Below are 23,487 nucleotides of genomic sequence, written 5' to 3'. Positions count from 1 at the left end.
ATTGAGTAAATCTCCACAATTTAAGGAGAGCGTACTTTACAAAATCATTTAAACTCTGTCACACAGCCTTGCCGGAAGGACACGTCAGTGACAATCGCTACCTTCATGCTATCATGAAATAATGTTTAATCATATTAATGCTCATTTTATGAGCACAACGGCGCAATTAAACAAAATGGTTACTGTGCAGTTCTGGACTATCTTCCAATCTTACTTCAACTCCGGCGAACCGGGGGGAGCCGCATTGGTGGTAAAAGATAACCGGATCATCTATATGGATGGTTTTGGCCTGGCTGATATGAAAACAAAACAGCCTATTAATACAAAGACCCTTTTTAATGTCGGCTCGATTAGCAAAACATTTGTTGCTTATGGAATATTAAAACTTGCCCAAGAAAGAAAACTATCATTGGATGATGATCTGTATCAATATTTTACTGACTTTAAGAATACGGGTATAGCAAAAAAAGTAAAACTTTATCACCTGCTCACCCATACATCGGGCATTCCTGATAGCCGGCCCGTAAAAGAGCAACATGATTTTTATCTTACCGCTAAAGACGAAGAGAATTTTGCCCCATTGAAACAAACAGATGCATTACAATTTGAGCCGGGAACGCAGTACAGGTATTCCAACCCTGCATTTAACGGTCTTGCATTGATCATTGAAAAAGTAACCGGTAAAAAATGGCAGCAATATATCAGTGAGAATATTTATAAGCCCGCTGAAATGAAGACTTCCACTATTACTGACGGCCCGCATCCTGAAACAGGTGTTTCACATGGTTATGTATTGAATGATAAAAAAGAATTTGAAGAACTGGATTATGGCGAAGAGCCAACATTCGCGGCAGCAGGTAACGGAGGAGTATGGAGTAGCGTAGAAGAATTATGGAACTATGAACAGGCTATTCAACAGCATAAATTCTTGCCGGTTGAATGGATAGATAAATCAAGAACACCATACCCATTCCCTGATTGGAAAGATGAAATTCCGCAACGACTTGGGCTCAGCTGGTTTATCAATAAAGATTCGATGGGTCATCAAATGATCGGACATACGGGTGCGCAGGGTGGCTTTATCAGCGATTATTGCTGGTGGCCAGAAGAAAAAATATTTTATGTGTTGCTATGTAATATTCCCAAACCGATACAGGAGATAAGAAAAAGAGTTTATGAAGCGGCAAAAATGATTAGATAAAATCTGCTTGAGTGGTCATGATCATAGATTGAGTTTCTTGGTTTCATAGATCGCAATTCATTATAAATCAATACATTGATAAGAATTGTATTGAATCCCAGCGGGCTATGCAGGAATGGATGACAAAAAATTATCATTACTTCGGTCATTGACTGTGTTTCCAATGCGTTGCAAAATATTTCCGAGTTTCCAGGCATTTCTTTTTTTAGGTGTTTTTCTTTTATATTGTCTTTTCAATGCTGGTTTGCTAGAACGCTAGGTCTTAGGCTAGTTAATGGAGATATATCGATGGCAAAACAACGGTTTATATATTTAATTTCTTTTGTTTTATGTTTTATTCTGGTTTTCCCAGGATATAGTTTAAATCTAGACTCTCTTCTTCCTGATGAACAAAATACAGTAAAAGTTTTTCATGATTCATCACCTAAAGTAGTTTATGTTCACAGATTGGCAACAGTTACCAATCCTTCTTTTGAGAAAATGCAAGTTAAAGATGGTGCCGGTTCTGGAATTATCTGGAATAACAGCGGGTATATTGTCACGAATTATCACGTTATTAAGGGAGCGGATAAATTGGCAATTACTTTGGGCAAAATGACAGTTCCGGCAAAAGTGGTTGGAGCTGAGCCTCGTAAAGATATTGCAGTTTTAAAGATCGAAGCACCAGAAGCCTTGGTTTTATTAAAGCAATTTACACCATTTCAAATAGTACATCTTAATGATCTCATCGTGGGGCAAAAGGCGATTGCAATAGGTAATCCTTATGGCTTGGATCATAGCTTATCTAAAGGAGTTATTTCTGCTTTGGGTAGAAAAGTTCCTGGGATCGGTGGGGTGACGATTCGGAATATGATTCAAACAGATACTCCAATTAATCCTGGTAACTCTGGCGGACCCTTATTGAACAGTGCTGGGCAGTTAATTGGCATGAACACCATGATTTACTCTCCTTCAGGCTCATCTGCTGGAATTGGTTTTGCTGTTCCTGCTGATGATATTGAGCGCATCGTAACGCAAATTATCCAAAATGGGCGAGTGGTATTGTCTGGAATAGGTATTCAAAGTGTTCCATCTAGTATTGCTCATCAATTAGGCATACATAAAGGGATCTTGGTTGCAGATGTTCTACCCAATACCCCAGCCGCTCAAGCACATTTAAAAGGTACTCATCGAGATGCTTGGGGACGAATCATACTAGGCGATATTATTATAGCGCTTAATGGCCACACCGTTCATAACTATGATGTGTTATATAATATGCTTACGGAAATAAAAGTAGGGGAGCAAGTGACTGTTTCTATTATGCGTGGTAATAAGCAAATGGATTTACAGATGAAAACTATAGATATAGCTGGAGTTTAAGCTGTATACGCCTACATTTCTTACTCAAAGTCTTCCATGCCGGCGAGAAATCGCCGGTTTTCTGTAATTCATACTCTGTATTATGTTGATAACAATTTAATTGCAACTTCGAGGATGTTCTCATTCCTTTTGGTAAATAACAACCTGCATCCTCTATAGGGTCTAAGATATCGCGGCGTGGGTAATCAATTTAGTTCTAAGAGAGCAAGAAAAAATTTTTCGGGTCCTTGAAATGAAACCAGCACGACCCTATTTATAGATTATTCAAAAAACTAATAGGAGATACTATGAATACTTTACGAAGAACATTACCTATGTATCAAGAAATGAATAGCTTGCTGGAAAATTTTTTTAATCCACAACGAGAGGATGCCTCCTTTATTGAAACAAGTACATGGTCTCCTCTTGTGGATATCAAAGAAGAAAAAGACCGCTTTGTTGTGCTTGCTGATATTCCTGGTGTAAAAAAAGAAGACATCGATATTTCTTTGGAGCAACATGTGTTGACTCTAAAAGGAGAGCGTCATTTTGAAAAGTCAGAAGAGCGCAATGGTTATACACGCAGAGAGCGAACTCAAGGCCAATTCTACCGACGTTTTAGTCTGCCACAAACTGCTGATGATTCAAAAATTACAGCACGTTATATGCATGGAGTACTTGAAATTTCAATTCCTAAAAAAGAGGCGGCTGCTGAGAAAAAAATAGCAATTACCTTAGAAGAGTGATTGTCCAGGCAACGTAGGTTTGTAAAGCCTACGTTGCTCCATGATAGAGAACCTAAAGGTTTATAGGTACGATTGAATGCTAATTTTTCCTAAAAATTATCTTGAAATTAGAACCGATAATCCCCATTAACAGGAGGGTTAACAACAACTACTTAAGAAGTAATATACATTTCATCTCTTATCATTAAATTGAAATTTTTTTTATTTTTAAAAATTAATTTAAAATTAAGGGGATTTACGCTATGTCATCAGTTCAAATAATATTTTGTTCTGTTCATACTCACCGGCAATTGAATACCACCTTGATAAACTTTTCGAAAAACGCAAAAAACGTTTATTGAAAGATAAAGAATTATCGAGTGCTAATCGATGTCCTGTTTTAACTGTATTATGCAAAACAACTAGAAGTTTTAGGCATAAATTAGGTGCGATGTGCTATGAAAGAAAATAAAAAAATTATAAATCAATATGAGTATCCTAATTTCATGGAATGTGCGCTTGCCATTCATGGTTCGGTTACTCCTAGAGTATGGAAAAAGGTTTTGGCGGTATGTGTTTATTCGTGTTTTATTTCTTTACTCAGTATTTTTATTCCCTGGTTGTCTCTTCCTATAAGCCCTTTTGAGTATGCAGGGGTAATTATGGGATTAATTTTGGTTTTTCGAGTAAACGCGGGATACGACCGTTGGTGGGAAGCAAGAAAACTATGGGGCAATGTAGTTAATTGTAGTAGAAACTTGGCAATTATTATAATAAGTTACGTAAATTCTCCAAATAGGGGCGAGATAGATAAAACTCTCGGTCTAATTGCGGCAATGCCCTATCTTATGAAGAATAGTCTTAGGGGGATTGCTTCTATAGAAGAAGTAAAACATTTATTATGTGATGATACATATGCTGAATTGCAGCAGTGGCAACATAAACCTAATCTAATTTCGTCAAAGCTGGCTTCAATGTTATCGCAGAAGCAAGAAAGTGGTAAATTACTTTTTTGAAAGCAGAAGAGCTTCGTCAAGCAGTTTTGGATTGTCAAGGGGCGTGCGAACGGATATTAAAAACGCCTATGCCTTTTGTGATGGCAATCAAATCACGTCGATTTATCCTTTTATTTTTAATTATACTTCCTGTAGCTCTAGTTAATTATTCTGCGTATATTAACCCGATTATCGTGACTTTGGTTGCATATGCTCTTTTTTCATTAGACCAAATAGGAGTAGAGTTACAAAACCCTTTTTCAATTGAAAATTTGAGTCATTTACCTCTGAATGATATTTGTAACACCATAGAGAATAACATCATGGAAATTAAAAAAAAGATAAATAATTAAATAATTGGATTGGAGAACTTATGAAAACGATTAGTAAAAAAGATCAACACAACATCACCCCAGACCAAGCAATTGATTTGCTGCGAAAGGGTAATCAACGGTTTATTCAAAACTTGCGATTTAATCGAAATTTACTACAACAAGTAAATGAAACAGCGGATGGACAATACCCTTTCGCCACAATTTTAAGTTGTATCGATTCACGAACACCAGCAGAATTAATATTTGACCAGGGTCTAGGCGATATTTTTAGTATTCGAATTGCTGGTAATATTGTGAATGATGATATTATTGGTAGTTTAGAATTCGCATGCAAAGCAGCAGGATCCAAATTAATCGTAGTGCTAGGCCATACCAATTGTGGTGCAATAAAAGGGGCTTGTGATGAAGCTAATTTGGGGTATTTGACTCAACTTTTAGAAAAAATAAAACCGGCAATCCACCAGGAAAAAACATTTAAAGAAAATCGAAACGGAAGTAATCTTCCTTATGTCAATGAAGTTGCGAAAATTAATATCAAAAATAGCATTCAAAATATTCTAAATAAAAGTAGTATTATAAAGGAGCTAAGGGATCAAAAAACCATTAAAATAATTGGTGGTTTGTACGATGTTTCCTCTGGTGAGGTTCTATTTTTTGATGAGTAAAATTGAGCCGGATTTTGCATCTTTTAAAAAATTGATTGCAACATCTTCAGTGCTTTAAGAAATTAATGAGCGCAAGCTTTTTATAGTAACGTCAGTTTTTGTGGCGTTACCCCACTCATTTCATTCCTATGAATTTATTAGATAAATTGGTAAATTTGACCATTGCTTTCTGCTTGAGATTTATATGACTATTGCATTAGTCTGGTTTCGCTACGATTTAAGATTGAATGATAATCCTGCTTTTATCGAGGCTTGCTCACATCATCAGTTCGTCATTCCTTTATATATTTATGATGAAAAAAATAGTGTCTTAGGAGGAGCACAAGCCTGGTGGCTTCATCATAGCCTTACTTCTTTAAGCAACTCCCTAGCCCAGATTGGATTATATCTCACTCTGCGCAAGGGTGATCCCTTAGAGATTATTTTAGACTTGCTTAAGAAAATTTCTGTGAGCTCAGTATACTGGAATCGCTGTTATGAACCTGCTGCTCTATTGCGTGATAAAAAGATAAAAGCAACTTTGTTGGATCAGGGTATTGAAGTTCATAGCTCTAATGGAAGTTTGTTCCATGAACCTTGGACGATTAAAAATAAAAGCGGTGATTATTTTAAAGTATTTACTCCCTACTGGAAACACTGTAAACAAACTCTTAATATTCAACCAGCAAGGCATTTAGAACATCGTCCAGCTGGAATTGAAGTTCAAAGTGATAAGCTTTTGGAGTGGAAATTATTACCCACCATCAATTGGGCTGCACGATTTAACGACTATTGGACTCCAGGAGAGGGTGGTGCCCAACATAAACTTCATGATTTTATCGAGCATCATCTAAATGGGTATAAAAAAAATCGAGATTTTCCTATAAAAAATGCAACATCACGCTTATCGCCTCATTTGCATTTTGGCGAAATCAGTCCACGGACAATTTTAAGAGCGATTGAACTTGCGAAGCTTGATCCTAACTGTGATTTATCATCAGTGGAACATTTTCTTTCAGAACTCGGATGGAGGGAGTTTTCTGTTTATTTACTTTATCATTTTCCAAAACTTCCATATGAGAATTTCAGAAATGAGTTTGATGCATTTCCTTGGCACAACGATGAGAAATTATTATCATGTTGGCAAAAGGGCTTAACTGGTTATCCAATAATAGATGCGGGGATGAGGGAGTTATGGGCAACAGGCTATATGCACAATCGTGTCCGTATGATTGTCGCGTCATTCCTGACTAAGGGGTTACTCATTGATTGGCGTTTGGGTGCCGACTGGTTTTTAGATACTCTTGTTGATGCAGATTTAGCGAACAATAGTGCAAGTTGGCAATGGGTGGCTGGATGTGGTGCAGATGCAGTACCTTATTTTCGAATTTTCAATCCAGTGCTACAAAGTCAAAAATTTGATCCTGATGGCAGTTATATTCGTCATTGGGTTCTGGAGCTTTCTCAATTAGACAGCCAATCAATCCATGCTCCTTGGGCATCAAAAGAGTGTAATAGGATTTATTTGGATACAAACTATCCTAAGCCGATTATTAATAATCATGAGGCACGTATGAGGGCTTTATATTATTACAATCAGTTAAAAAGGAAGTAATTCAGGAAAAAAAGCTTTATTTAAGCAATCGTAGCGTGTCTCATGTAAAAATAAAAATGTTCTTCACTATCCCTTATTTCGTAGGGATCCTTCAGCGTCTGACCCTATTGATTTCTTTTTCCCATCTCATAAATCTTCTGATTAGGAACTGCTATACTACAACCAATTTCAGTAGTTTTTCCTCACTTTAGTGGTTAACATGAAGATTTAAATAGGATCTTAATGTCAAAAAAAGTAAATAGACCACAAAATTTTCGTAGTTTTTTCTTCGAAATGGCGAATCCTTATCGGTGGTGGTTTTTTGCCATGTTGCTGGTGGGTATCTATTCATCTATCCATAATGTGCTACAACCCTATGTATTAAAAATTCTTTTAGATGCAGTTGCTCATGCTAAAAAGAATCAATTTCTTGATGTGAGTTTAAAGCCTGCGTTGTTGCTGATTATCTTGGGATTTGTCATTACCTTTATATGGCGTCTTTATAATTATATTGTTTTGCGGTCATTACCAAAGATAAAGGCAGATATTATTGCTGCCACTACCACTTATTTAAGAGATCAATCATACGTTTTTTTTCAAGATCATTTAAGTGGATCAATTAGTGCAAAAATTTCCGATTTAACAAGTAACATCCAGAGTATTGTCAATACTTGGTTTAATATATCCCGGCAAGGTTTAACCATTATTCTTTCTATCGCTATGGTGGGTTTGGTTAGTCCTTATTTTAGCTTGATTTTTTTTCTTATCTCAATCGCGTTTATTGCTACGGCATATTATTGTTCGTACAGTATTAAACCTTATGCCAAAGCCTATGCTGAAGCACGAGCAAAAAATGTAGGAAACATTGTTGATTGTTTTTCTAACGTGCTCAATATGCTTTTGTTTGCCAGAGAGAGCTATGAAGCGCGCTATTTAGAAAAAACAACAACCAGTGCAGTTCAACATGATCAATCCATGCAATTTAAAAATATGCTCAATGCTTCACTACTTGGTGGGTTTGCCTGGATTTTACAAGGGGCATCAATACTGTTACTGCTTTTTCTTGGTAATAGAGGAACAATTTCTGTTGGGGATTTTGTATTTATCTTTATTTTAGCAATTACAGTGATTGATCAGATCTGGTTTCTTACCGAGAGCTTATTGCTTGTCGGTGAACAAGCAGGACAATGTCAACAAGCTCTTGATACGATTTTTACAGAGCATTATCAAAAACCAAATCCAGAGGCCCCGTCCCTTAACATAACTCATGGGGAAATTATCATTGAGCACGTTTGTTTTGGATATAAATCTGATCATATTATTAAAGACTTAAATACTAATATACCGGGAGGGTCTAAAGTCGGTTTGGTTGGATACAGTGGAGCAGGAAAAAGCACCTTGGTTCAACTTATCATGCGCCTTTATGATGTCCAAAATGGAAGAATATTAATAGATGAGCAGGATATTAGCACAATAAACAAACATAGTTTACGCGAAAACATAGCATTTATACCTCAACACCCCAGTTTGTTTCATCGAACTGTTTATGAAAACATACTGTATGGCAGAGTTGGTGCCAGTTATGAAGAAGTGATTGATGCTTCTAAAAAAGCTCATGCACATGAGTTTATTGTCAAATTACCGCAAGGATATGACACCCATGTTGGAGAAAGAGGAATTAAATTATCCGGTGGACAATGTCAACGAATTGCGATTGCACGAGCTATTTTAAAAGATGCGCCTATTTTAATCTTAGATGAAGCCACTAGTTCACTGGATTCTTTAACAGAAAAGCTAATCCAAGAATCATTACACATTGCAATGAGTAACCGAACGGTTATTGTGATAGCCCATAGATTATCGACCCTTTTGTCTATGGATAATATTCTAGTTATGGACAATGGTAAAATTATTGAAATGGGTAACCATAAACAGCTCATCGATGCTGGTGGTTTTTATAATACACTATGGAATGCTCAAAGCGGACATAGTTTTATTTAATTGATGAACGCCATGAACAAAAAAATAAAAATCAATCGAGTCTGACCTATTGATTCTTAAATACCTCATCTGATGAAGTCTCCTATCCTCAATTCTCCATGCCGTTTTTCTCCTTCGGTAAGCAATTAGTGGAATAGCAGTTCAAACTAATTCTCTTCTGAGTTTAATATTTTGTTAACTGATGAATCATAAAATTTACAATATGAACAATATTTGGATTGTATATTATGATTTCACTCGCAGAACTAACCGATCTTTTGGCAAATGATACTGCCTCTAATGTACTTGATTTATCGAATAAAAATTTAACCACCGCAGAGGTTAATAATTATATTATTCCTTTTTTAAAAGAACATCCTGAAATTACAGAGCTGAATTTAAGCAACAATAATATTGATGAAAATGGAGCAAGGATACTCTTGGAGTCTAAGTTAAGAAAACTTAACCTAAGTCGAAATAAACTTGGAGAAATGAGCCCTTTTACAATAAATAAAAACATTACGCGACTTGATTTAAGTGATAATTCTATAACTGAAACTGATTTTCAGGAATTACTTAAGTCAAATCTCGAGGCACTCAATTTAAGTCATTGTGGGCTTTCTGACCCGGCTGATGACGCACTGTTAGAATACACTAAAATTAAAATTCTTGAGCTTAACCAAAACTATCTCACTGATTCCAGCATAGAGAGAGTAATGAATAATCTCAATATCGTAGGCTTTAATGTGGCCTACCAGAAAAACCCCATTGAAATTCAATTTAGAAACGACCCTCGGCTATTTTATTATGATGAATGGAATGATTTTTATCAGTATGGACCTGATAAGAATCCAAAAAATGATTTTTTCAATTTGCTAAAAAATTATTCGGAAACGGAAGAGGGCGAAACTCTTAATTTGGCCCACTTACGTATAACGAATTCAGATGTCGTTATGCATCTTATTCCATTTTTAAAGCAGCATCCCAAAATTACGGCTGTTGATATGAGTGGAAATGAAATTGATGCTGAAGGAGCAAATGCACTGATGCAGTTAAATAATATCATTCAACTTAATCTAAGTAATAATAGAATCGGCCTTGAACAGGAAGCGATCTCCCTAGAGATGCAAGCAAATTTAAAGAGACTCAATTTAAGTGGTAATTCGATTAAAGCGAATAATATTAAAGAACTCCTTCTTAATTCTAATCTGGAAGCCCTTAATTTAAGAAATTGTAATATCAGTGACCTTGATGAAACATGGCTAAGCTCTACCACAATTAAAGTACTTGATTTAAGCGGTAATAAACTAAGGACTCACAGTGCAGAACTGCTACGCCTTAATTCAAGAATTTCCAAAATCAATTTAGACGATCAAGAAACACCTATAAAAATTCTCTTTGATGATGAGCGTGTATTTTGCTCCAAAAATTGGAATACGTTTTATAAGCATGGACTGACCCTAGAGAATGAGAATAGCGCACGATTATTGGATCTTCTGAAGAACTACAATAATGAAACAACCTTGCGCCTTGTTGACCTGAACTTAACGAATGCATCGATTTTCGCTTATATCATTCCATTTTTAAAACAACACCCGGAAATTACTCGCGTTGATCTAAGTAGAAACTTGATTGATGGAAAGGGAGCACAAGCACTGATGGGGTTGGATAGCATCATCAAACTTAACCTCAGCGAAAACAGAATTGGCAGCGAAATGAGCTCATGTAGAGCACATCCAAAGCTTGAAAGACTTAACTTAAGTGGAAATTGGATGCGCAACGTTGATCTCACAGATCTTGTCTTGAATTCAAATCTTAAAGTGCTTAGTTTAGCTAATTGTGGAATAAAAGATGCCAACGAACAATTGGTTCTAAAAACAAAAATTCAGGGGCTTGATTTAAGTAGTAATCCCCTGTCGCCTATAACAATTCTCGAATTACTAGCAGTCCCAAGTTGTTTAAAATTGCATTTAGATGAGAACCAACTAACCCCGCCTATAATCGATATTTTAGCGACCAGAAAACAAAGTTTTCATCCAGCCGACTGGGATAGTAATGAGCTTTTTGATGATGAGATAGATTGCTCTAAGCCTCTGGTTGTACTGCTTTTTTATCCGAAAGACGGAGTCAATAATACACTAAGATTAATTGAATTTTTTCAAAAACAAGATTTAAATGTAGTACTTGTTAATCCGGGAAAAGACAATATCCATCACCCTATATTCGCTACACCAGAAAAGATACATGGCCTTATCTTACCTGGAGGTCCTGATGTACCTGAAGATAATAATGACCTTCGTAAATCTTTTGAGATATTTCTTTTAAAATTTGCACGCGAACAAAAAATCCCAACACTTGGGGTTTGTCGTGGCCATCAATTTATTGCAAGCCAGTTTGGTGCTGCCATTAAGAATTTGGAAGAGAGTATTCGAGAACATTCAAGTGGTGCAGAAAATACTATTCGTGTAAAGGATAAGAAAGATAGTATTCTTTATCAACGATTAGAGCGTAAGGGCAAAAAATTCCAAGACCCTCAATCATTGAATAATTTAATCAAAGAATCTGATAAAAGCTTTACTTATCGAAGTATTTGCCATCACCATCAAGCTGTTTTCTTTCAATCAAGAGATAAGGCTAAAGTTAAAATTATTGCAAGAGGTAAAGATAAGACAATAGAAGCGTTACAAATAGAAAATCATATTTTGACTTACCAGCATCATCATGAGGGTTTTTTAGCAGCAAACCCTAATGATCGTATTGCAAAAGCCTTGCTAAAACTTTTCAAAGAGATGACTATCTCATTCAAAGAAAAGCAAGAGGCCCAGGAAAAATTAGAGTCCATCCCCACAGAAAATTCATTTTCTGTGCTGTAACAAGTGTAGCCCGCATTAGGCGAAGCCGTAATGCGGGAAATAGAGTTTTCCTTAAAACAATAGATCGTTGTTATTGGTTACAATTCCCGGATTACGGCCTCGCCTAATCCGGGTTACGATAGTTAATTTTGTAATTACCAACTTTAGAAAGTAAAATGCAAGCTCATGGATATAAGAGTTGTTGAGTTGCAATTGCTACAGCAGCTACAGCAGCAGCTTGAATCGTTTGACTGCTTGGGAGATTTTCTTTAAAAAAACTATAATAACCACCAAAATCAGAGGATAAAATCTCCGTATCTTCATTGTCGTCTATCTCTAACGATTTGTCCTCATGTTCAGGAGATTCTGTGGCAAGGATAGCGTTATTTGGCGTTACGATGTTGCTCATTTCTTGCGGCTGGAATTGTAATTTTAGCTGCTCCAATTTAAGTTGATTGAGTTGTTCTTGAGTGCGTTCAAATTCGACACTTATTTCGGTCAGTTGATTTTTTAATGTGATACGATAGATTTCAGCTGATTCACTAGGGAAAAATTCTTGATTCAGGGCCGCTTCTGCATCAATACATTGCTCTTTGGCCTGTCTTAAATTCCGGAGTTGAGGAACTGGATAAAACCAGGAAATTATCCAGTAATAGAATTGGGTAAAGACAGATGTATTGTTCCATTCGTTGTTTAACTTAAGATAGTTTTGCGTTGCTCGATGAAACTCGGTAAGTTTTTTTGAGAAAGAATCAGTCTTGTCATTTAATTGATTCTTGTGATTTTTAAATAAGTCAAGCGAATGTCCAAGTCTTTGTGTCTCATCAGCTGTCACTGATTCATCATAAGGTTGTTGTGAGTCAATTACATAAAGTGCTAATGGTTCCTGGCTGAACGTTTTTGTTACTCTGGCAATGTAATCTTTGACTGATTCATCGTCTGTTTTCAGTAATTGAGATTCATTAAGAGCAATATTATAACTTTGGCAATATGCTTGAATTTCCTTAAGCATTGCTTTTGATTGAAATCGTGTGGTAATTTTTTTTTCATTAACTCCACTAATTACCAGATTTGACAAGGGCCAAATTATACTCCCTTCGTAATTGACATTGTGATAATTGTGTAGATGTTGATAATAAATGATTGCGAAAATTAGACTTTCTGAGTTTGTTATCTTTGGCAAATAAAAGGTGTAGTTTTGTTTAGGGGCATTGAATGATACCCGATATTCAAATAGCTTGGCTTTTTCTTGTAATTGATTCACTACTTGTTTGATTTCGGTGAGTCCTAATTGCTCAATACCCACTCCGATTTCAATCAGTTTGTTCGCGGTAGCGAGTTGTCTTGAATACTCTTGATTTTCCCCTGATATAGGAAGATTATCAACACAGTCTTTAAACGTTTCCCAATATTTTGTTATTGAAATCATATTAATCCCTTAAAAATGATTAGCCTCTTTAACTGTAAATTGCTTACTTAAAAAAAGCTATCACGAGTATCGAACGGATCAATGTGTATCATCATAAGACGAAAGATAAGATAGAAGTAGGTTATGTCAAATATGTTACTATAAGCATCAAACTCAAAAAATCAATCGAGTCTGACTCCATTGATTCCTATCCTCAATTCTTCGTGTGTTTTTCCTTTTTTGGCAAGTAATTAGTGGAATTGCAGTCCAAACTAACTTTCTTCTAAATATAATATTTTGTTAACTGAAAGCTCATAAAATTACAATATGACCAATATTTTTACATAATGTTATGAGGTGGTGAGTTATGCAATACAAAGATGAAGTAACGAAGTCGGAGCAAAAAGATCTGGATGAAGCATCTTCTTCCTCCATCTTTAAAGATGATATAGCACCTCTTATAGAGCAACAAAAATTAAAAGAAAAAAAATCAAAAAAGAAGTACCCAAGCTCGAGGTCTGATGTAGATTACGAATCAGATTTGAAAAAAGAAGAATTAGAAAAAACTGCTCCAAAGTACAAATTTAGAAAAAATCGTACTCTCTCTACTTCAAGTTTTGCATCTGAGTATCAAAGTGAATTGGGAACAGTATATGGTGATCAAGGGGATAAACTTGGTAAACCAGGAGCTTATTCTAGAGCAAGGCAGTTTAAGTCAAAAGATGGTAAAAAAGCAAAAGCCATTTTAGATCCTGTAAAGGAGGATTTTGATGCGAACGAAATTAATACAAAATTCGAATTTTTTAATGCCTTATATCCTGGAGAAGTCGAGTTAATTGAAAATGGAAATACTTACAGGCTTGCGTTACCTGTGATTCCTGGAAAACCATATCATAAATTAAACGTTACTAATGAAACAGAACAAATAGAGCTCTTTCTTTCTGCAATTGCAGCATTAAAAGATTGCCATGATAAAGGGTTTGTTGTCATAGACTTAAAGGAAGATAATATTTTTTTTGATAAGAAACAAAATAAAAGCTTCTTGATTGATGGGGGTATGTCAGCAAGAAAAGGAGAGGAGATCCATCCCCAGTTTCAGGTAACCCAAGATGCAACAGTACAATTTATGAGGAAAAAATGCCCTCATTATGCACCCGAGTGTATTTCTAAAGGAGCAAGTGCCCGAGCAGCCACAAGCATGGATATATACGCTCTCGGAACGATGATGAAGAGAGTCTGCAAAAATTCATCACCAGAATTGACTGCGATAATTGATTCTTGTAGAGCTGAAACTCCAGCTCAAAGACCAACCCTTGATCAATTAGAAACACAACTTGTTGAAAGATTTAAACATGCTGCTAAAGGGTGTGACCTCCATTTGCTGACTCAATTACCTGAGGATCTTACAAGTTATGAATATAGTTATATCTATTGCAATGACAACGAGAGAAACACTAAAAAACTGTATCATATTAAATCAGGTGGGAGGTCTGAAGAGGTAAGTATTGATTTTACTCAATTTGAGCAAGAACTCAATAACATTAATCAAGAGGATGCTACCACATTGCATCTTAGCGAAGCTCAAGTTGACACTTTGATAACATCAAATGGAGATCATATCCCTGAGCAGAAAGAGATTATTGTCGATAAAAATGACGAGTTTTTCATTTCTTTGGGAAAAACTGAGGCTCATTCATTCATTATGGTTGGAGTGATACAAAATGGGGAGCCAATCATACTAGGCAGAGTCGGTAAGCAAAATATTGAAGATATTTCTGCAGCGGAATTTTATCTAAGAAATGTTTTTGACCATGTAGATACCGAATTAAGAGATGAATCACTTCGTGTTGGTGGTAACATAGGTTACTCTGCTTACGCGATTAATTATAATCAATATTTGCAGTTTACAGAACTTCTAAGCAAGGCTCAGAGAGATAGTGAACTTCATTGTTACCTGCCAGATAGAGAGCATAATGATACAGTTATAATGACAAAAAAAACGTTACCTACACAGGTTGTAAGCGAACAGGAACGTTTAATTGTTGAGCGTTCTAAAGTTATGTCCGTAGGCAACACGTGTCGGCATACTGCAATTGATTTAATTGAATATACGCAGGGAATTCCTCATTTAACAGATAATGTTTCGCGAACCTTCTTTCATAATTTACCCTTAGCGGCTAACTTTTCTTATGGAAAACCAGACCGTCATTTTTATGTTCTTCCGCTTCCACCGAGCGCGTACAAAAATGAGGATGAGGGTAATAAAAATAAAATGGTTGTTTTAACCAAGATATTCCAACGAATGGAAGACTTGCTCAAAAAAGATCCTTACTCTGACATTACAATTCAAAAATTCGACGCGTTAAAAAAACTCTATTGCCAACAAGCAAATATTGCAAGTGATAATATAGAGGAAGCGCTTAATGCAATTCATCAATGGAGAAACGAAAATACTCAAATAATAAGTCGGTTAAGAGATCAAGGCTTTTTTGCAAGACGATTTGCTTCTCAATCATCAACCAATGTTATGGTGGATGAAATAATTAAAGAAGCGTCTTTTTCTAAAGCGTGCAGTGAGTTGGAACATGCGGGGCAGTCTAATCCAGTTGTAGGTAAACTTTTAAGTACTGTTAAAAAGCTCAAAGATGATGGTACTCTAAGCATGAGTGATTTGCCAAGAATAACTCAATACTTAACAGACACTACTGCTTTAATCAAAGATCCTACTAGCGTGGATGCCTATAACAAACATAATGAGAATATAAACGACGCATTTCACCGATCTTGGGGGCCAATAATAGGTGGATCGATGCTTTGTATTGCGGGAATTCTATTAGCAGCTGCCGCTATTACGGTCACTGTTCTTACATTTGGTGTAGCCTCACCGCTCACTATCCCAGCCTTAGCTGCGGGTGGTGCAGTTACTGTTGCGGGTGTTACATTAAGCGCAACAGCATTTACAGCAGGAGCCGCTGCTAGTTTAGCCGCTACCGGAATTGCTGGTATCGGTATTGCAAGTAAAGCGGCTATGTTTGCACATAATGCTGTTACAAAGGATCGCAGAATAGCAACAGCAATGGAAGAAGTTAGTGGCATAGAAAATTTGAGAAAAATGAAAGCGGACTTAAATGATTTAAGAGATGAAGAAAGAAATCTTGATGATAATGAGGAGAGCAGTCTATTGATGTAAAAGTTAAGCTGGGCTGAAAAGTCTAGCACTTTTTATGATACAGGTTTTAAAATAGTGCCCATGGAGTGATACTGGATCAATGAGGTCAGAATCTGGCCTTATTGATTCATGTTAGTAAATAAAATTTTTTTAATTCACTCATAAAATATGATGAGATAGAAGAAGTCAACGAAACCTAAAATTAAAAATAGCTACTTTGATGTACTATAATTTTTCAAATAGTTATTTTTTGGATGGAAGCTCAATCTAGGTAATTTAAGCTAATTTCAATCGCAACATAGAATCGCTTTATTTTATTCATTTAAGAGTTTAAGGGATGAAAATATGATTAAAGGAATTTTTTCTAATTTAAAATATGATTTTCAAGCTTCGATAGTGGTGTTTTTAGTCGCTCTGCCTTTGTGTCTTGGTATTGCTTTGGCATCAGAAGCACCTTTATTTTCTGGAATTATTGCTGGAATAATAGGTGGTGCTGTTGTTGGATTTCTTAGCGGTTCAGCTCTAGGTGTTAGTGGCCCTGCTGCGGGCTTGGTAGCGATAGTTCTTTCTGCTCAACAAACCCTAGGCTCTTGGAAAACATTTTTATTGGCCGGGTTTATCGCCGGAATCTTTCAAATTGTAGCCGGTTTTCTGCGTGGTGGGATTATTGCTTATTATTTTCCATCCTCGGTAATCAAAGGTATGTTAAGCGGTATTGGGATTATCATTATTTTAAAGCAAGTCCCTCATTTAATTGGATATGATGTTTCTCCTATTTTAACCGATTTAACTGATGGCCGGCTCGAATTTTTTTATATTAAGAAAGCGGTTGAGAACATTAACTTTGGTGTGGTCATCATTAGCATGATTTCACTTTTAATCATGGTATCATGGCAATACTTAATTAATAGGGGATACAAATTATTTGAGATGTTACAAGCTCCTTTAGTGGTCGTGTTGTGTGGACTTGTTCTGTCTTTCCTTTATAAAAGCGGATGGCTCTCTTTTCATTTAGAGCCTTCGCAACTCGTACAAGTTCCTGAGTTTAAAAGTATTGCTGATTTGACTCAAGCAATAACCTTACCTAATTTCAATCAACTGACTAACATGGAGGTATACCAAGTAGCAGCTATTATTGCTTTGGTCTCAAGCTTAGAAACTTTATTATGTGTTGAAGCCACTGATAAGCTGGACCCTTATAAAAGAGTGACACCCACAGACCGAGAATTAAAAGCTCAAGGATTAGGTAATATGCTTTCTAGCTTAATTGGTGGATTGCCCATTACGCAGGTAATCATACGAAGCTCGACTAATATTACCTTTGGCGCTAAAACTAAATTATCCACTATTTTACACGGAGTATTGCTTTTGGTTTGCGTACTTACTATCCCCATGGTATTGAATCAAATTCCATTAGCATCATTAGCAGCAATTTTAGTTATGATTGGCTATAAATTGGCCAGTCCATCTGTATTTAAACAAATGTATCAAATGGGATGGGAACAATTTCTACCATTTATCGTTACTGTGATTGGGATTATCGTGAATGACTTGCTTTTTGGTATCGGTGTTGGCTTTGCTGTAGCTATTTTCATAATTTTACGCCATCACTATTTAAACGCCCATGACACCAGTATTGTTATGGAAAAAGGTATGGTTTTTCACGTGGAATTGGCGGAGGAGGTATCTTTTTTAAATAAAGGCAGCATTATCCATCAATTTCGAAAAATTCCTCCTAAATCTATGGTAATCATTGACAGCAGCCGCTCTAAATATATTGATAATGATGTGCAAGAGGTGATTAACAATTTCTCAGAGAATGCTAAAACCAAAGAAATTACCGTGGAAATGAGAGGGGTTTTGTTCCAAAGATAAAAATAAGCAAACCTTGTTTGCTGGCAACCAGGTTTGCCACGTCAAATAGAGCATAGATGAGGGACTCTATTTATCAATTCCAGCTTAGTCACCCCAATTTTACTCATAATCACCCAAGGAATTGTAATTATATGGGTCATTGTGGTTAACTATATTTCAATCTTAGTATTTGTTATAATATTAAAATAACTAGTTACCGAGTTACTTATGCCTTTTAGTACAATTAACCCTAATGATGTCTTGCCTGAGAACAATTCTCTAATAGTCTGTGCTGGCACGATCACGTGTGATAAGGTGAAAGATATGGGCTCGGGTTTCTTAGTCTTTAAAAAAATATTCAATAAGAATGTGCACTTTAATTCTAATGAAAATTGGCAGACAGTATTAAACAAACATTTAAAGGACTACCATTCAAAAAAGGAGCCCATGCCTCCTTATATTCGCATGGCACAACAAGATGGTTATATTGGAGGTGTAGCTACCGTTCCTGTCAAAAACTCAAAGGGATTATCATTTAAAAAGTACTTAGACAATAATGAGCGAGATAAAGCATTTAAAGAGCAATATAAACAAGCAGTGGGCCAATCGATTAAAGATGCTTTGGAGCTAAACCGACCATTATACATTCAGCCATTGGGAATAGGTGTCTATGGCTGGCCACCAGAAGAAGCTGCAGAGTTGTTCGCTAAAATGATTGTAGAAAACGATCCAGACGACAAGTTAAACATCACGATACCAATTTTTGCAACGTCACCTACCTCTAAAGATAAATTATTTGAAAAAGCTTTAATTGAAGAATTAGCAAAACACCAGCGGCATCCAGTACAAACATCCGAAACAAAGCCTGCTAAGAACAGTGAGCCTCAGCCTCAACAAAAGAAAGCCCAAGAAGTTAAAAAAGAGATAAAAGAACAAGAGAAAAAAGAAAAGGAAGACGTAACGAACCAACAAAAATTAGTTTCTGTTGTGGCAACGTTAATCAACAATATTGAAACAAAACAAGGAACACGTTGGACTTCTGGAAAGGACTCCCAAAAAGTAAATGATTTAAAAGAACTTAAACAAAGTATTTCTGAAACGACTGCAGAACAATGGGATGAAAAAGAAAGTGAGTTCCTCCTTAATACTTTAAAAATTTGTGAACGAAAAAGAAACCCAATTCATTTTTGGAGCACACCTGAGAGTGTTACTGAATTTAAAACATTGCTTGCAGAAAATGGTTTAGAGCTCCCAAGCAAATCGGACTCTGACGAATTTTCGAAGAGCTGAGGTTGGGGAGTTTATATAAACTAAATGACCGATTTGAACTTCATTTTTAATGCAGAGATTGACTATATTGCGTAAGTTCTGATAGCAAGTAGGTGAAGCTAAGCTTCACCTACTTTCATTGGGAGATTAAATTATATTTTTGAGCCTATTATATGAATAACACCGTCTGGCATCTCGGGAACTATCTCATTGAGTGCCTCTTTTATTTGCTGATTTCGTGCAATAGTATCTAGCTTTTCTGAGAGTTCTTGTTGACTCGCAGGATCATAGATACTTCGGCTGATACGTGTTATCCCTGCATCGGGGTTTGGTGTTGATGACCCAAAAAAGGTAGGTGTTCTGCCTCCTCCATTCATAGCATGGGAGCGGAGCATTACGTATCCTGGATTAGTTGGATCGGGTACTGAGGGTCTTTCTTTGTAGTTAGGTTGAGGCAAAGTTTCTGAATTATCATGTTTGGCCCTAGACATAATTAGACTCCAATTTGTTTAAAACTTGTACATTATAACAAGTTTATGTACAAAAAACAATATATTTTGATTGTTATAAGTTGAACCAACATCCAATCATTAGAAATTAAGTTTATTTTTGAGGGATTTATAGGTGCTCGAGAATGGTTCCAATTAGAAGATTTTTTGACATGATTTGGCTGCATTGAGTTGAAATGAATCGATTTTACACGATGCTCAAAATCCATGTTCATTCCTTAGAATATAAAAAATGATTTAATTTTAGCATTTCTTGCAATTTCAGCCCCTTATTTCTATTTAGAAGCCAATCAAGAACCTATTGCTCAAAGGTGCGTTAATCACTTTGCTAGAATCCTGTCACCTGTAAATGATCAATTTTAATTCATTGTGCAATAAAAATTGTCTATCATTATAGATATTAGAGTTACTTTTTTTTCAAAATATTAGGAAAACATATGGAAGAGAAAGGCGCTCGAAATGACAAGTATGTTTACGTCCTTGTAAATGACTTTCCTAAGTTGTTAAGAGCAGGAGAGTCATTAGAAAGAATAGCCATCATAACTTTTTCAGAGAACCAAGCAATTTCAGGAATTCCAGTTATGGTTTATCAAGATTTTAAAAGTGCTGCGGATGCATCCAGGAGATTATATAAAAAAACAGGAATGGATTTGCAGCGACATGGCCAGCATCATAAATACTACCATACTGGTATTGCTAAAATTAAAATAGATGAACGAAGTATGGGAAAAGAACTAACTCAAGAAGAATTTATTGATGGATTGGAATCGATAACTCACACGAATGGAATAATCATAACCCGTGCCGAATTAGATGCTTTAACACATGAACAACAAGAAGAAGAGCAAATAGCGTATGAGAGCGATGTTGAAGAAGAGCGATTTATAACTCAGTCTATTTTAAAAGATATTTCAGGGATTCCTCCTAAATTAAGATATTTATTATTTGTTGACTTCGAATTATTTCACCACTGCAAGGAAAATTGGATTGATTATGAGTTTAGAGAACGGAGATGTGTTAAGAATTTGTTTGATACTACTACTACAATTCTAGAGTTATATTCCGATCCAAAAATTAGAACAAGTCTAACACTTGAAATAATCGACAGCTTGCATCTTCAGCTCAGTAAAGGATTAGTTCAAATGGAAGTTGAAGGCAATGCTCTTAAAGAATATCGTACCATTTACAACGGATTTCCAATTTTCAAAGATACATCAACAGTAGAAGGAATTACAGAATTACTATTTCGAATTAGAAAAGATAACAATGCAAAGGGATTCATGCTGGGCAGCCCCTCAAAAACAGAGTTTTCAAATAGAGAAGAGTTTATCGCTGTAATTGAAGATGCAAGGAACAACGCACTTGCATGTGCTGGTGAGACTTCTTCAGAGACAAGTGTGAACATTAAAAACTTTAGTGATGAACAAATAGTAGAACTCGCTCAAAAAATTTATCAAAAAATTAAAAATGGGGAACCCGTTTATATACTCACTCCAGAGCCTAAGTTAGCTTACGAATATGCATTAAATGCGGTTAAAACTTATAATGAGGAAATCAAACATGCAATTACCGTTCAGGATAAAATAAAAGCAATTGATAAACTAACCCATGAATTAGAAATTCTACATTTATATTATGATGTAAATCTTCGAACGAATTATTTATTGACTAACTTATTATTAATATCTAACGGTATAAAATGGACCATTTTATATAATCCAAATCGAATTGACCTTTATAGCGAGCAACAAAGAATAAAAGAAATTAAAAAAGGAATTTTTCGATTTGAATACCTAATGAAAAATCAGGAAGAAATGTTAAAAGAGTATGATGAATTAAACCATGGATTAGCTAAAGAATTCAGATATGGTAATTTAGGTTTTTATCATCCTTTTCAGAGAGAAGATAAATTGAAATTAGTCAAAAGGGCTTCCCTAAAAAGCTCTGATCCGGAAGGGGATATAGAAAGGGAAATGAAAAAATTTGATCAAGGTTTAAAAGAAGAGCAGGACCAAATTAATCATGTGGTAGATAACTGGTCAAAAACATACGAAGAAGCCGAAGAATCCTTGAACAATTTTTTAAGGAAAAAATCTTTATAATCATTGCTTGCTGACTTGCTTTTTGTGAGTATGCAAAACGAATACTGCAATCAAGTCCTCTGCTTATCATTTTATTGGTATAAATTATTGATTAATAACGATTAAAATGGCGTGTTCGGAGGAACCCCAGACACCTTGGTTCAAAGGGTTATGCACATACTATTTTTTTAGTTCGCACCATCCAGTTCAATTTGTTATAATTCAATACCTTAAAATAAATGAGAAATTTTAAATGTCAGATAAATTAAGTGGAAAAGTAAAATGGTTTAATGAGAGCAAAGGTTTTGGCTTTATTGAAAGTAATGGAAAAGATTATTTTGTGCACTTTAGTGCAATTCAATCGACTGGTTTTAAAACTCTTTCCGAAGGAACCAATGTTTTGTTTAAGGCAGTAAAAGGACAAAAAGGGCCTCAGGCAGAAGATGTTGAAATCGTTTGATATTTTGAGAATATCTTTACCGATATAACTTCTTATTAAAGAATTTCAGAGCAAACTAGCTATTTACTCTCTATATTTTTAGTTGATGTAACCGAGTTGAATAGTCTGTATCTCCAGATTCATTTACTAAAATCATGAACTCATTTGGCTGTAGCTAAATCAAGTTTTCATTTGCTGTAAAGGCGATGGTTAGCCAACGTTGAGGCGTGTCTTCTCCAATGGCTAACGCGATTTCATTACGAATTTCATCCAAGGTTTCAATGCTCGAAATTGGGTAATCCATAGGTACTACTATATGTATTTCAATAAATTGTGCTCGTCCTATTTTTGCAACGTAGCTTGTATAGGTTTTGAAATCACGTTGTTTGGTAAGCTCATCTAAAAATTCTCTTATTTTTTCATCAAGATCTACGGGGGCCATGCGAAATATGTCTCGTGTGGCATCACGGACTGCGGCCATAGGTACAAAAATCAAACAAGCAGTAAGAATCGCTAAAATAAGGGGATCAATGTAGGGGGTAAAATATCCGTAGGTTCCACCCTGCAACAAAGCGGCGATGCCAAATGCCAATAGGAGAGAGAAGGAAATCAAAGCAGACATTAACCAACTTTGAATGTCTAATCGCAAGAATTCAGACTTAATTTTGCGGTTTTTTTTAGTCAAATAAAAATACATGCCGGTTGATAAAAAAAATACTAAAAGAGCAAACACAAATGCCCAATCAAAATTAAGTTCATGCCCACCAGACATTAAACTACCAATTGCATTTATCATCGCATAAGTACAAAGAAGTATTAGGATACTACCATTCAAAACAAGAACCATAGGTTCGATATGCCAGTAACCATATTGAAATCTCCGATTTCCCTTGCTTGTTAAAAGACGGGCAACAAAAAAGGCGAGGATTGATATAACGGTATCCACCATATTAAACATACCGTCAAAGATGATAGCTAATGAACCCGACAATAGCCCAAATAAAATACCTACTACGGCCAAGAGAAGGGTAGCAGCTATTGATATTTTAAGGGCTCCTTGTTCATGAGGTTCCTCTTGTATTTTCATTTGA

Annotated in this window: 17 protein-coding genes; 14 read left to right on the top strand and 3 right to left on the bottom strand. The window is 35.7% G+C overall.

Annotated elements, in window-relative coordinates; genetic code table 11:
• The first annotated feature begins 121 nt into the window (after positions 1-121).
• From Lani_RS01370 to Lani_RS01335, 9 genes are all read left to right on the top strand, one after another.
• Entirely contained in the window at positions 122-1,201 is a 1,080-nt protein-coding gene (locus Lani_RS01370; RefSeq protein WP_019234995.1) for a serine hydrolase domain-containing protein, read from the top strand.
• A 288-nt stretch (positions 1,202-1,489) separates the two neighbouring features.
• Positions 1,490-2,563 carry a S1C family serine protease gene (locus tag Lani_RS01365; protein ID WP_019234996.1) on the top strand — a complete coding sequence of 358 codons (1,074 nt, stop codon included), beginning with the start codon at positions 1,490-1,492 and terminating at the stop codon, positions 2,561-2,563.
• A 287-nt stretch (positions 2,564-2,850) separates the two neighbouring features.
• Positions 2,851-3,288, top strand: a complete 438-nt coding sequence (locus Lani_RS01360) for an Hsp20/alpha crystallin family protein (RefSeq protein WP_019234997.1) — start codon at positions 2,851-2,853, stop codon at positions 3,286-3,288.
• Between the two features lie 437 nt (positions 3,289-3,725).
• On the top strand, positions 3,726-4,283 hold the full coding sequence (locus tag Lani_RS21015; protein ID WP_263291235.1) for a bestrophin family protein: 558 nt from the start codon (positions 3,726-3,728) through the stop codon (positions 4,281-4,283).
• Positions 4,280-4,615, top strand: a complete 336-nt coding sequence (locus Lani_RS21010; RefSeq protein ID WP_263291234.1) for a bestrophin family protein — start codon at positions 4,280-4,282, stop codon at positions 4,613-4,615. Before Lani_RS21015 ends, Lani_RS21010 begins: the two co-directional genes overlap by 4 nt.
• Positions 4,616-4,635: 20 nt before the next feature.
• Positions 4,636-5,262 carry a carbonic anhydrase family protein gene (locus Lani_RS01350; RefSeq protein ID WP_019234998.1) on the top strand — a complete coding sequence of 209 codons (627 nt, stop codon included), beginning with the start codon at positions 4,636-4,638 and terminating at the stop codon, positions 5,260-5,262.
• Positions 5,263-5,446: 184 nt separating this feature from the next.
• Positions 5,447-6,856: a cryptochrome/photolyase family protein gene (locus Lani_RS01345; RefSeq protein WP_019234999.1), complete on the top strand. Its 1,410-nt coding sequence runs from the start codon at positions 5,447-5,449 to the stop codon at positions 6,854-6,856.
• A 222-nt stretch (positions 6,857-7,078) separates the two neighbouring features.
• Positions 7,079-8,836: an ABC transporter ATP-binding protein gene (locus tag Lani_RS01340; protein WP_019235000.1), complete on the top strand. Its 1,758-nt coding sequence runs from the start codon at positions 7,079-7,081 to the stop codon at positions 8,834-8,836.
• 227 nt (positions 8,837-9,063) lie between these two features.
• Positions 9,064-11,688: a glutamine amidotransferase-related protein gene (locus Lani_RS01335; protein WP_019235001.1), complete on the top strand. Its 2,625-nt coding sequence runs from the start codon at positions 9,064-9,066 to the stop codon at positions 11,686-11,688.
• Between the two features lie 163 nt (positions 11,689-11,851).
• Here Lani_RS01335 and Lani_RS01330 read toward each other — a convergent pair whose 3' ends face one another.
• Complete coding sequence (locus tag Lani_RS01330) at positions 11,852-13,096, bottom strand: hypothetical protein (protein WP_019235002.1); 1,245 nt, start codon at positions 13,094-13,096, stop codon at positions 11,852-11,854.
• 346 nt (positions 13,097-13,442) lie between these two features.
• Here Lani_RS01330 and Lani_RS01325 point away from each other — a divergent pair, with 346 nt between their 5' ends.
• From Lani_RS01325 to Lani_RS01315, 3 genes are all read left to right on the top strand, one after another.
• The gene (locus Lani_RS01325; protein WP_019235003.1) at positions 13,443-16,265 is read left to right on the top strand and encodes a protein kinase domain-containing protein; all 2,823 of its coding nucleotides are present in this window, start codon (positions 13,443-13,445) and stop codon (positions 16,263-16,265) included.
• 324 nt (positions 16,266-16,589) lie between these two features.
• On the top strand, positions 16,590-18,119 hold the full coding sequence (locus Lani_RS01320; protein ID WP_019235004.1) for a SulP family inorganic anion transporter: 1,530 nt from the start codon (positions 16,590-16,592) through the stop codon (positions 18,117-18,119).
• Positions 18,120-18,326: 207 nt separating this feature from the next.
• Entirely contained in the window at positions 18,327-19,388 is a 1,062-nt protein-coding gene (locus Lani_RS01315) for a hypothetical protein (RefSeq protein WP_127908229.1), read from the top strand.
• Between the two features lie 131 nt (positions 19,389-19,519).
• Here Lani_RS01315 and Lani_RS01310 read toward each other — a convergent pair whose 3' ends face one another.
• Positions 19,520-19,858, bottom strand: coding sequence for a hypothetical protein (locus Lani_RS01310; protein ID WP_019235006.1), 339 nt, complete (start codon positions 19,856-19,858; stop codon positions 19,520-19,522).
• A 455-nt stretch (positions 19,859-20,313) separates the two neighbouring features.
• On the opposite strand from Lani_RS01310, the gene Lani_RS01300 reads away from it, so the two are divergent.
• Positions 20,314-21,978, top strand: a complete 1,665-nt coding sequence (locus tag Lani_RS01300; RefSeq protein WP_019235008.1) for a hypothetical protein — start codon at positions 20,314-20,316, stop codon at positions 21,976-21,978.
• 232 nt (positions 21,979-22,210) lie between these two features.
• A complete protein-coding gene (locus tag Lani_RS01295) occupies positions 22,211-22,417 on the top strand; it encodes a cold-shock protein (protein ID WP_019235009.1) in 207 nt (68 codons plus the stop codon).
• 154 nt (positions 22,418-22,571) lie between these two features.
• On the opposite strand, the gene Lani_RS01290 is transcribed toward Lani_RS01295, so the two are convergent.
• Entirely contained in the window at positions 22,572-23,483 is a 912-nt protein-coding gene (locus Lani_RS01290) for a cation diffusion facilitator family transporter (RefSeq protein WP_019235010.1), read from the bottom strand.
• Positions 23,484-23,487: the final 4 nt, after the last annotated feature.

This window comes from Legionella anisa, assembly GCF_001467525.1.
Taxonomy (GTDB): Bacteria; Pseudomonadota; Gammaproteobacteria; order Legionellales; family Legionellaceae; genus Legionella; species Legionella anisa.
The sequence above is the reverse complement of the archived record's forward strand: the minus strand, read 5'-3'. Positions and strand labels throughout refer to the sequence as shown.

What these genes read in the sequence shown, in the direction of transcription:
- Lani_RS01370 (WP_019234995.1), top strand. Translation starts at nt 122, where the DNA reads ATGTTTAATCATATTAATGCTCATTTTATGAGCACAACGGCGCAATTA.
- Lani_RS01365 (WP_019234996.1), top strand. Translation starts at nt 1,490, where the DNA reads ATGGCAAAACAACGGTTTATATATTTAATTTCTTTTGTTTTATGTTTT.
- Lani_RS01360 (WP_019234997.1), top strand. Translation starts at nt 2,851, where the DNA reads ATGAATACTTTACGAAGAACATTACCTATGTATCAAGAAATGAATAGC.
- Lani_RS21015 (WP_263291235.1), top strand. Translation starts at nt 3,726, where the DNA reads ATGAAAGAAAATAAAAAAATTATAAATCAATATGAGTATCCTAATTTC.
- Lani_RS01350 (WP_019234998.1), top strand. Translation starts at nt 4,636, where the DNA reads ATGAAAACGATTAGTAAAAAAGATCAACACAACATCACCCCAGACCAA.
- Lani_RS01345 (WP_019234999.1), top strand. Translation starts at nt 5,447, where the DNA reads ATGACTATTGCATTAGTCTGGTTTCGCTACGATTTAAGATTGAATGAT.
- Lani_RS01340 (WP_019235000.1), top strand. Translation starts at nt 7,079, where the DNA reads ATGTCAAAAAAAGTAAATAGACCACAAAATTTTCGTAGTTTTTTCTTC.
- Lani_RS01335 (WP_019235001.1), top strand. Translation starts at nt 9,064, where the DNA reads ATGATTTCACTCGCAGAACTAACCGATCTTTTGGCAAATGATACTGCC.
- Lani_RS01330 (WP_019235002.1), bottom strand. Translation starts at nt 13,096, where the DNA reads ATGATTTCAATAACAAAATATTGGGAAACGTTTAAAGACTGTGTTGAT.
- Lani_RS01325 (WP_019235003.1), top strand. Translation starts at nt 13,443, where the DNA reads ATGCAATACAAAGATGAAGTAACGAAGTCGGAGCAAAAAGATCTGGAT.
- Lani_RS01320 (WP_019235004.1), top strand. Translation starts at nt 16,590, where the DNA reads ATGATTAAAGGAATTTTTTCTAATTTAAAATATGATTTTCAAGCTTCG.
- Lani_RS01315 (WP_127908229.1), top strand. Translation starts at nt 18,327, where the DNA reads ATGCCTTTTAGTACAATTAACCCTAATGATGTCTTGCCTGAGAACAAT.
- Lani_RS01310 (WP_019235006.1), bottom strand. Translation starts at nt 19,858, where the DNA reads ATGTCTAGGGCCAAACATGATAATTCAGAAACTTTGCCTCAACCTAAC.
- Lani_RS01300 (WP_019235008.1), top strand. Translation starts at nt 20,314, where the DNA reads ATGGAAGAGAAAGGCGCTCGAAATGACAAGTATGTTTACGTCCTTGTA.
- Lani_RS01295 (WP_019235009.1), top strand. Translation starts at nt 22,211, where the DNA reads ATGTCAGATAAATTAAGTGGAAAAGTAAAATGGTTTAATGAGAGCAAA.
- Lani_RS01290 (WP_019235010.1), bottom strand. Translation starts at nt 23,483, where the DNA reads ATGAAAATACAAGAGGAACCTCATGAACAAGGAGCCCTTAAAATATCA.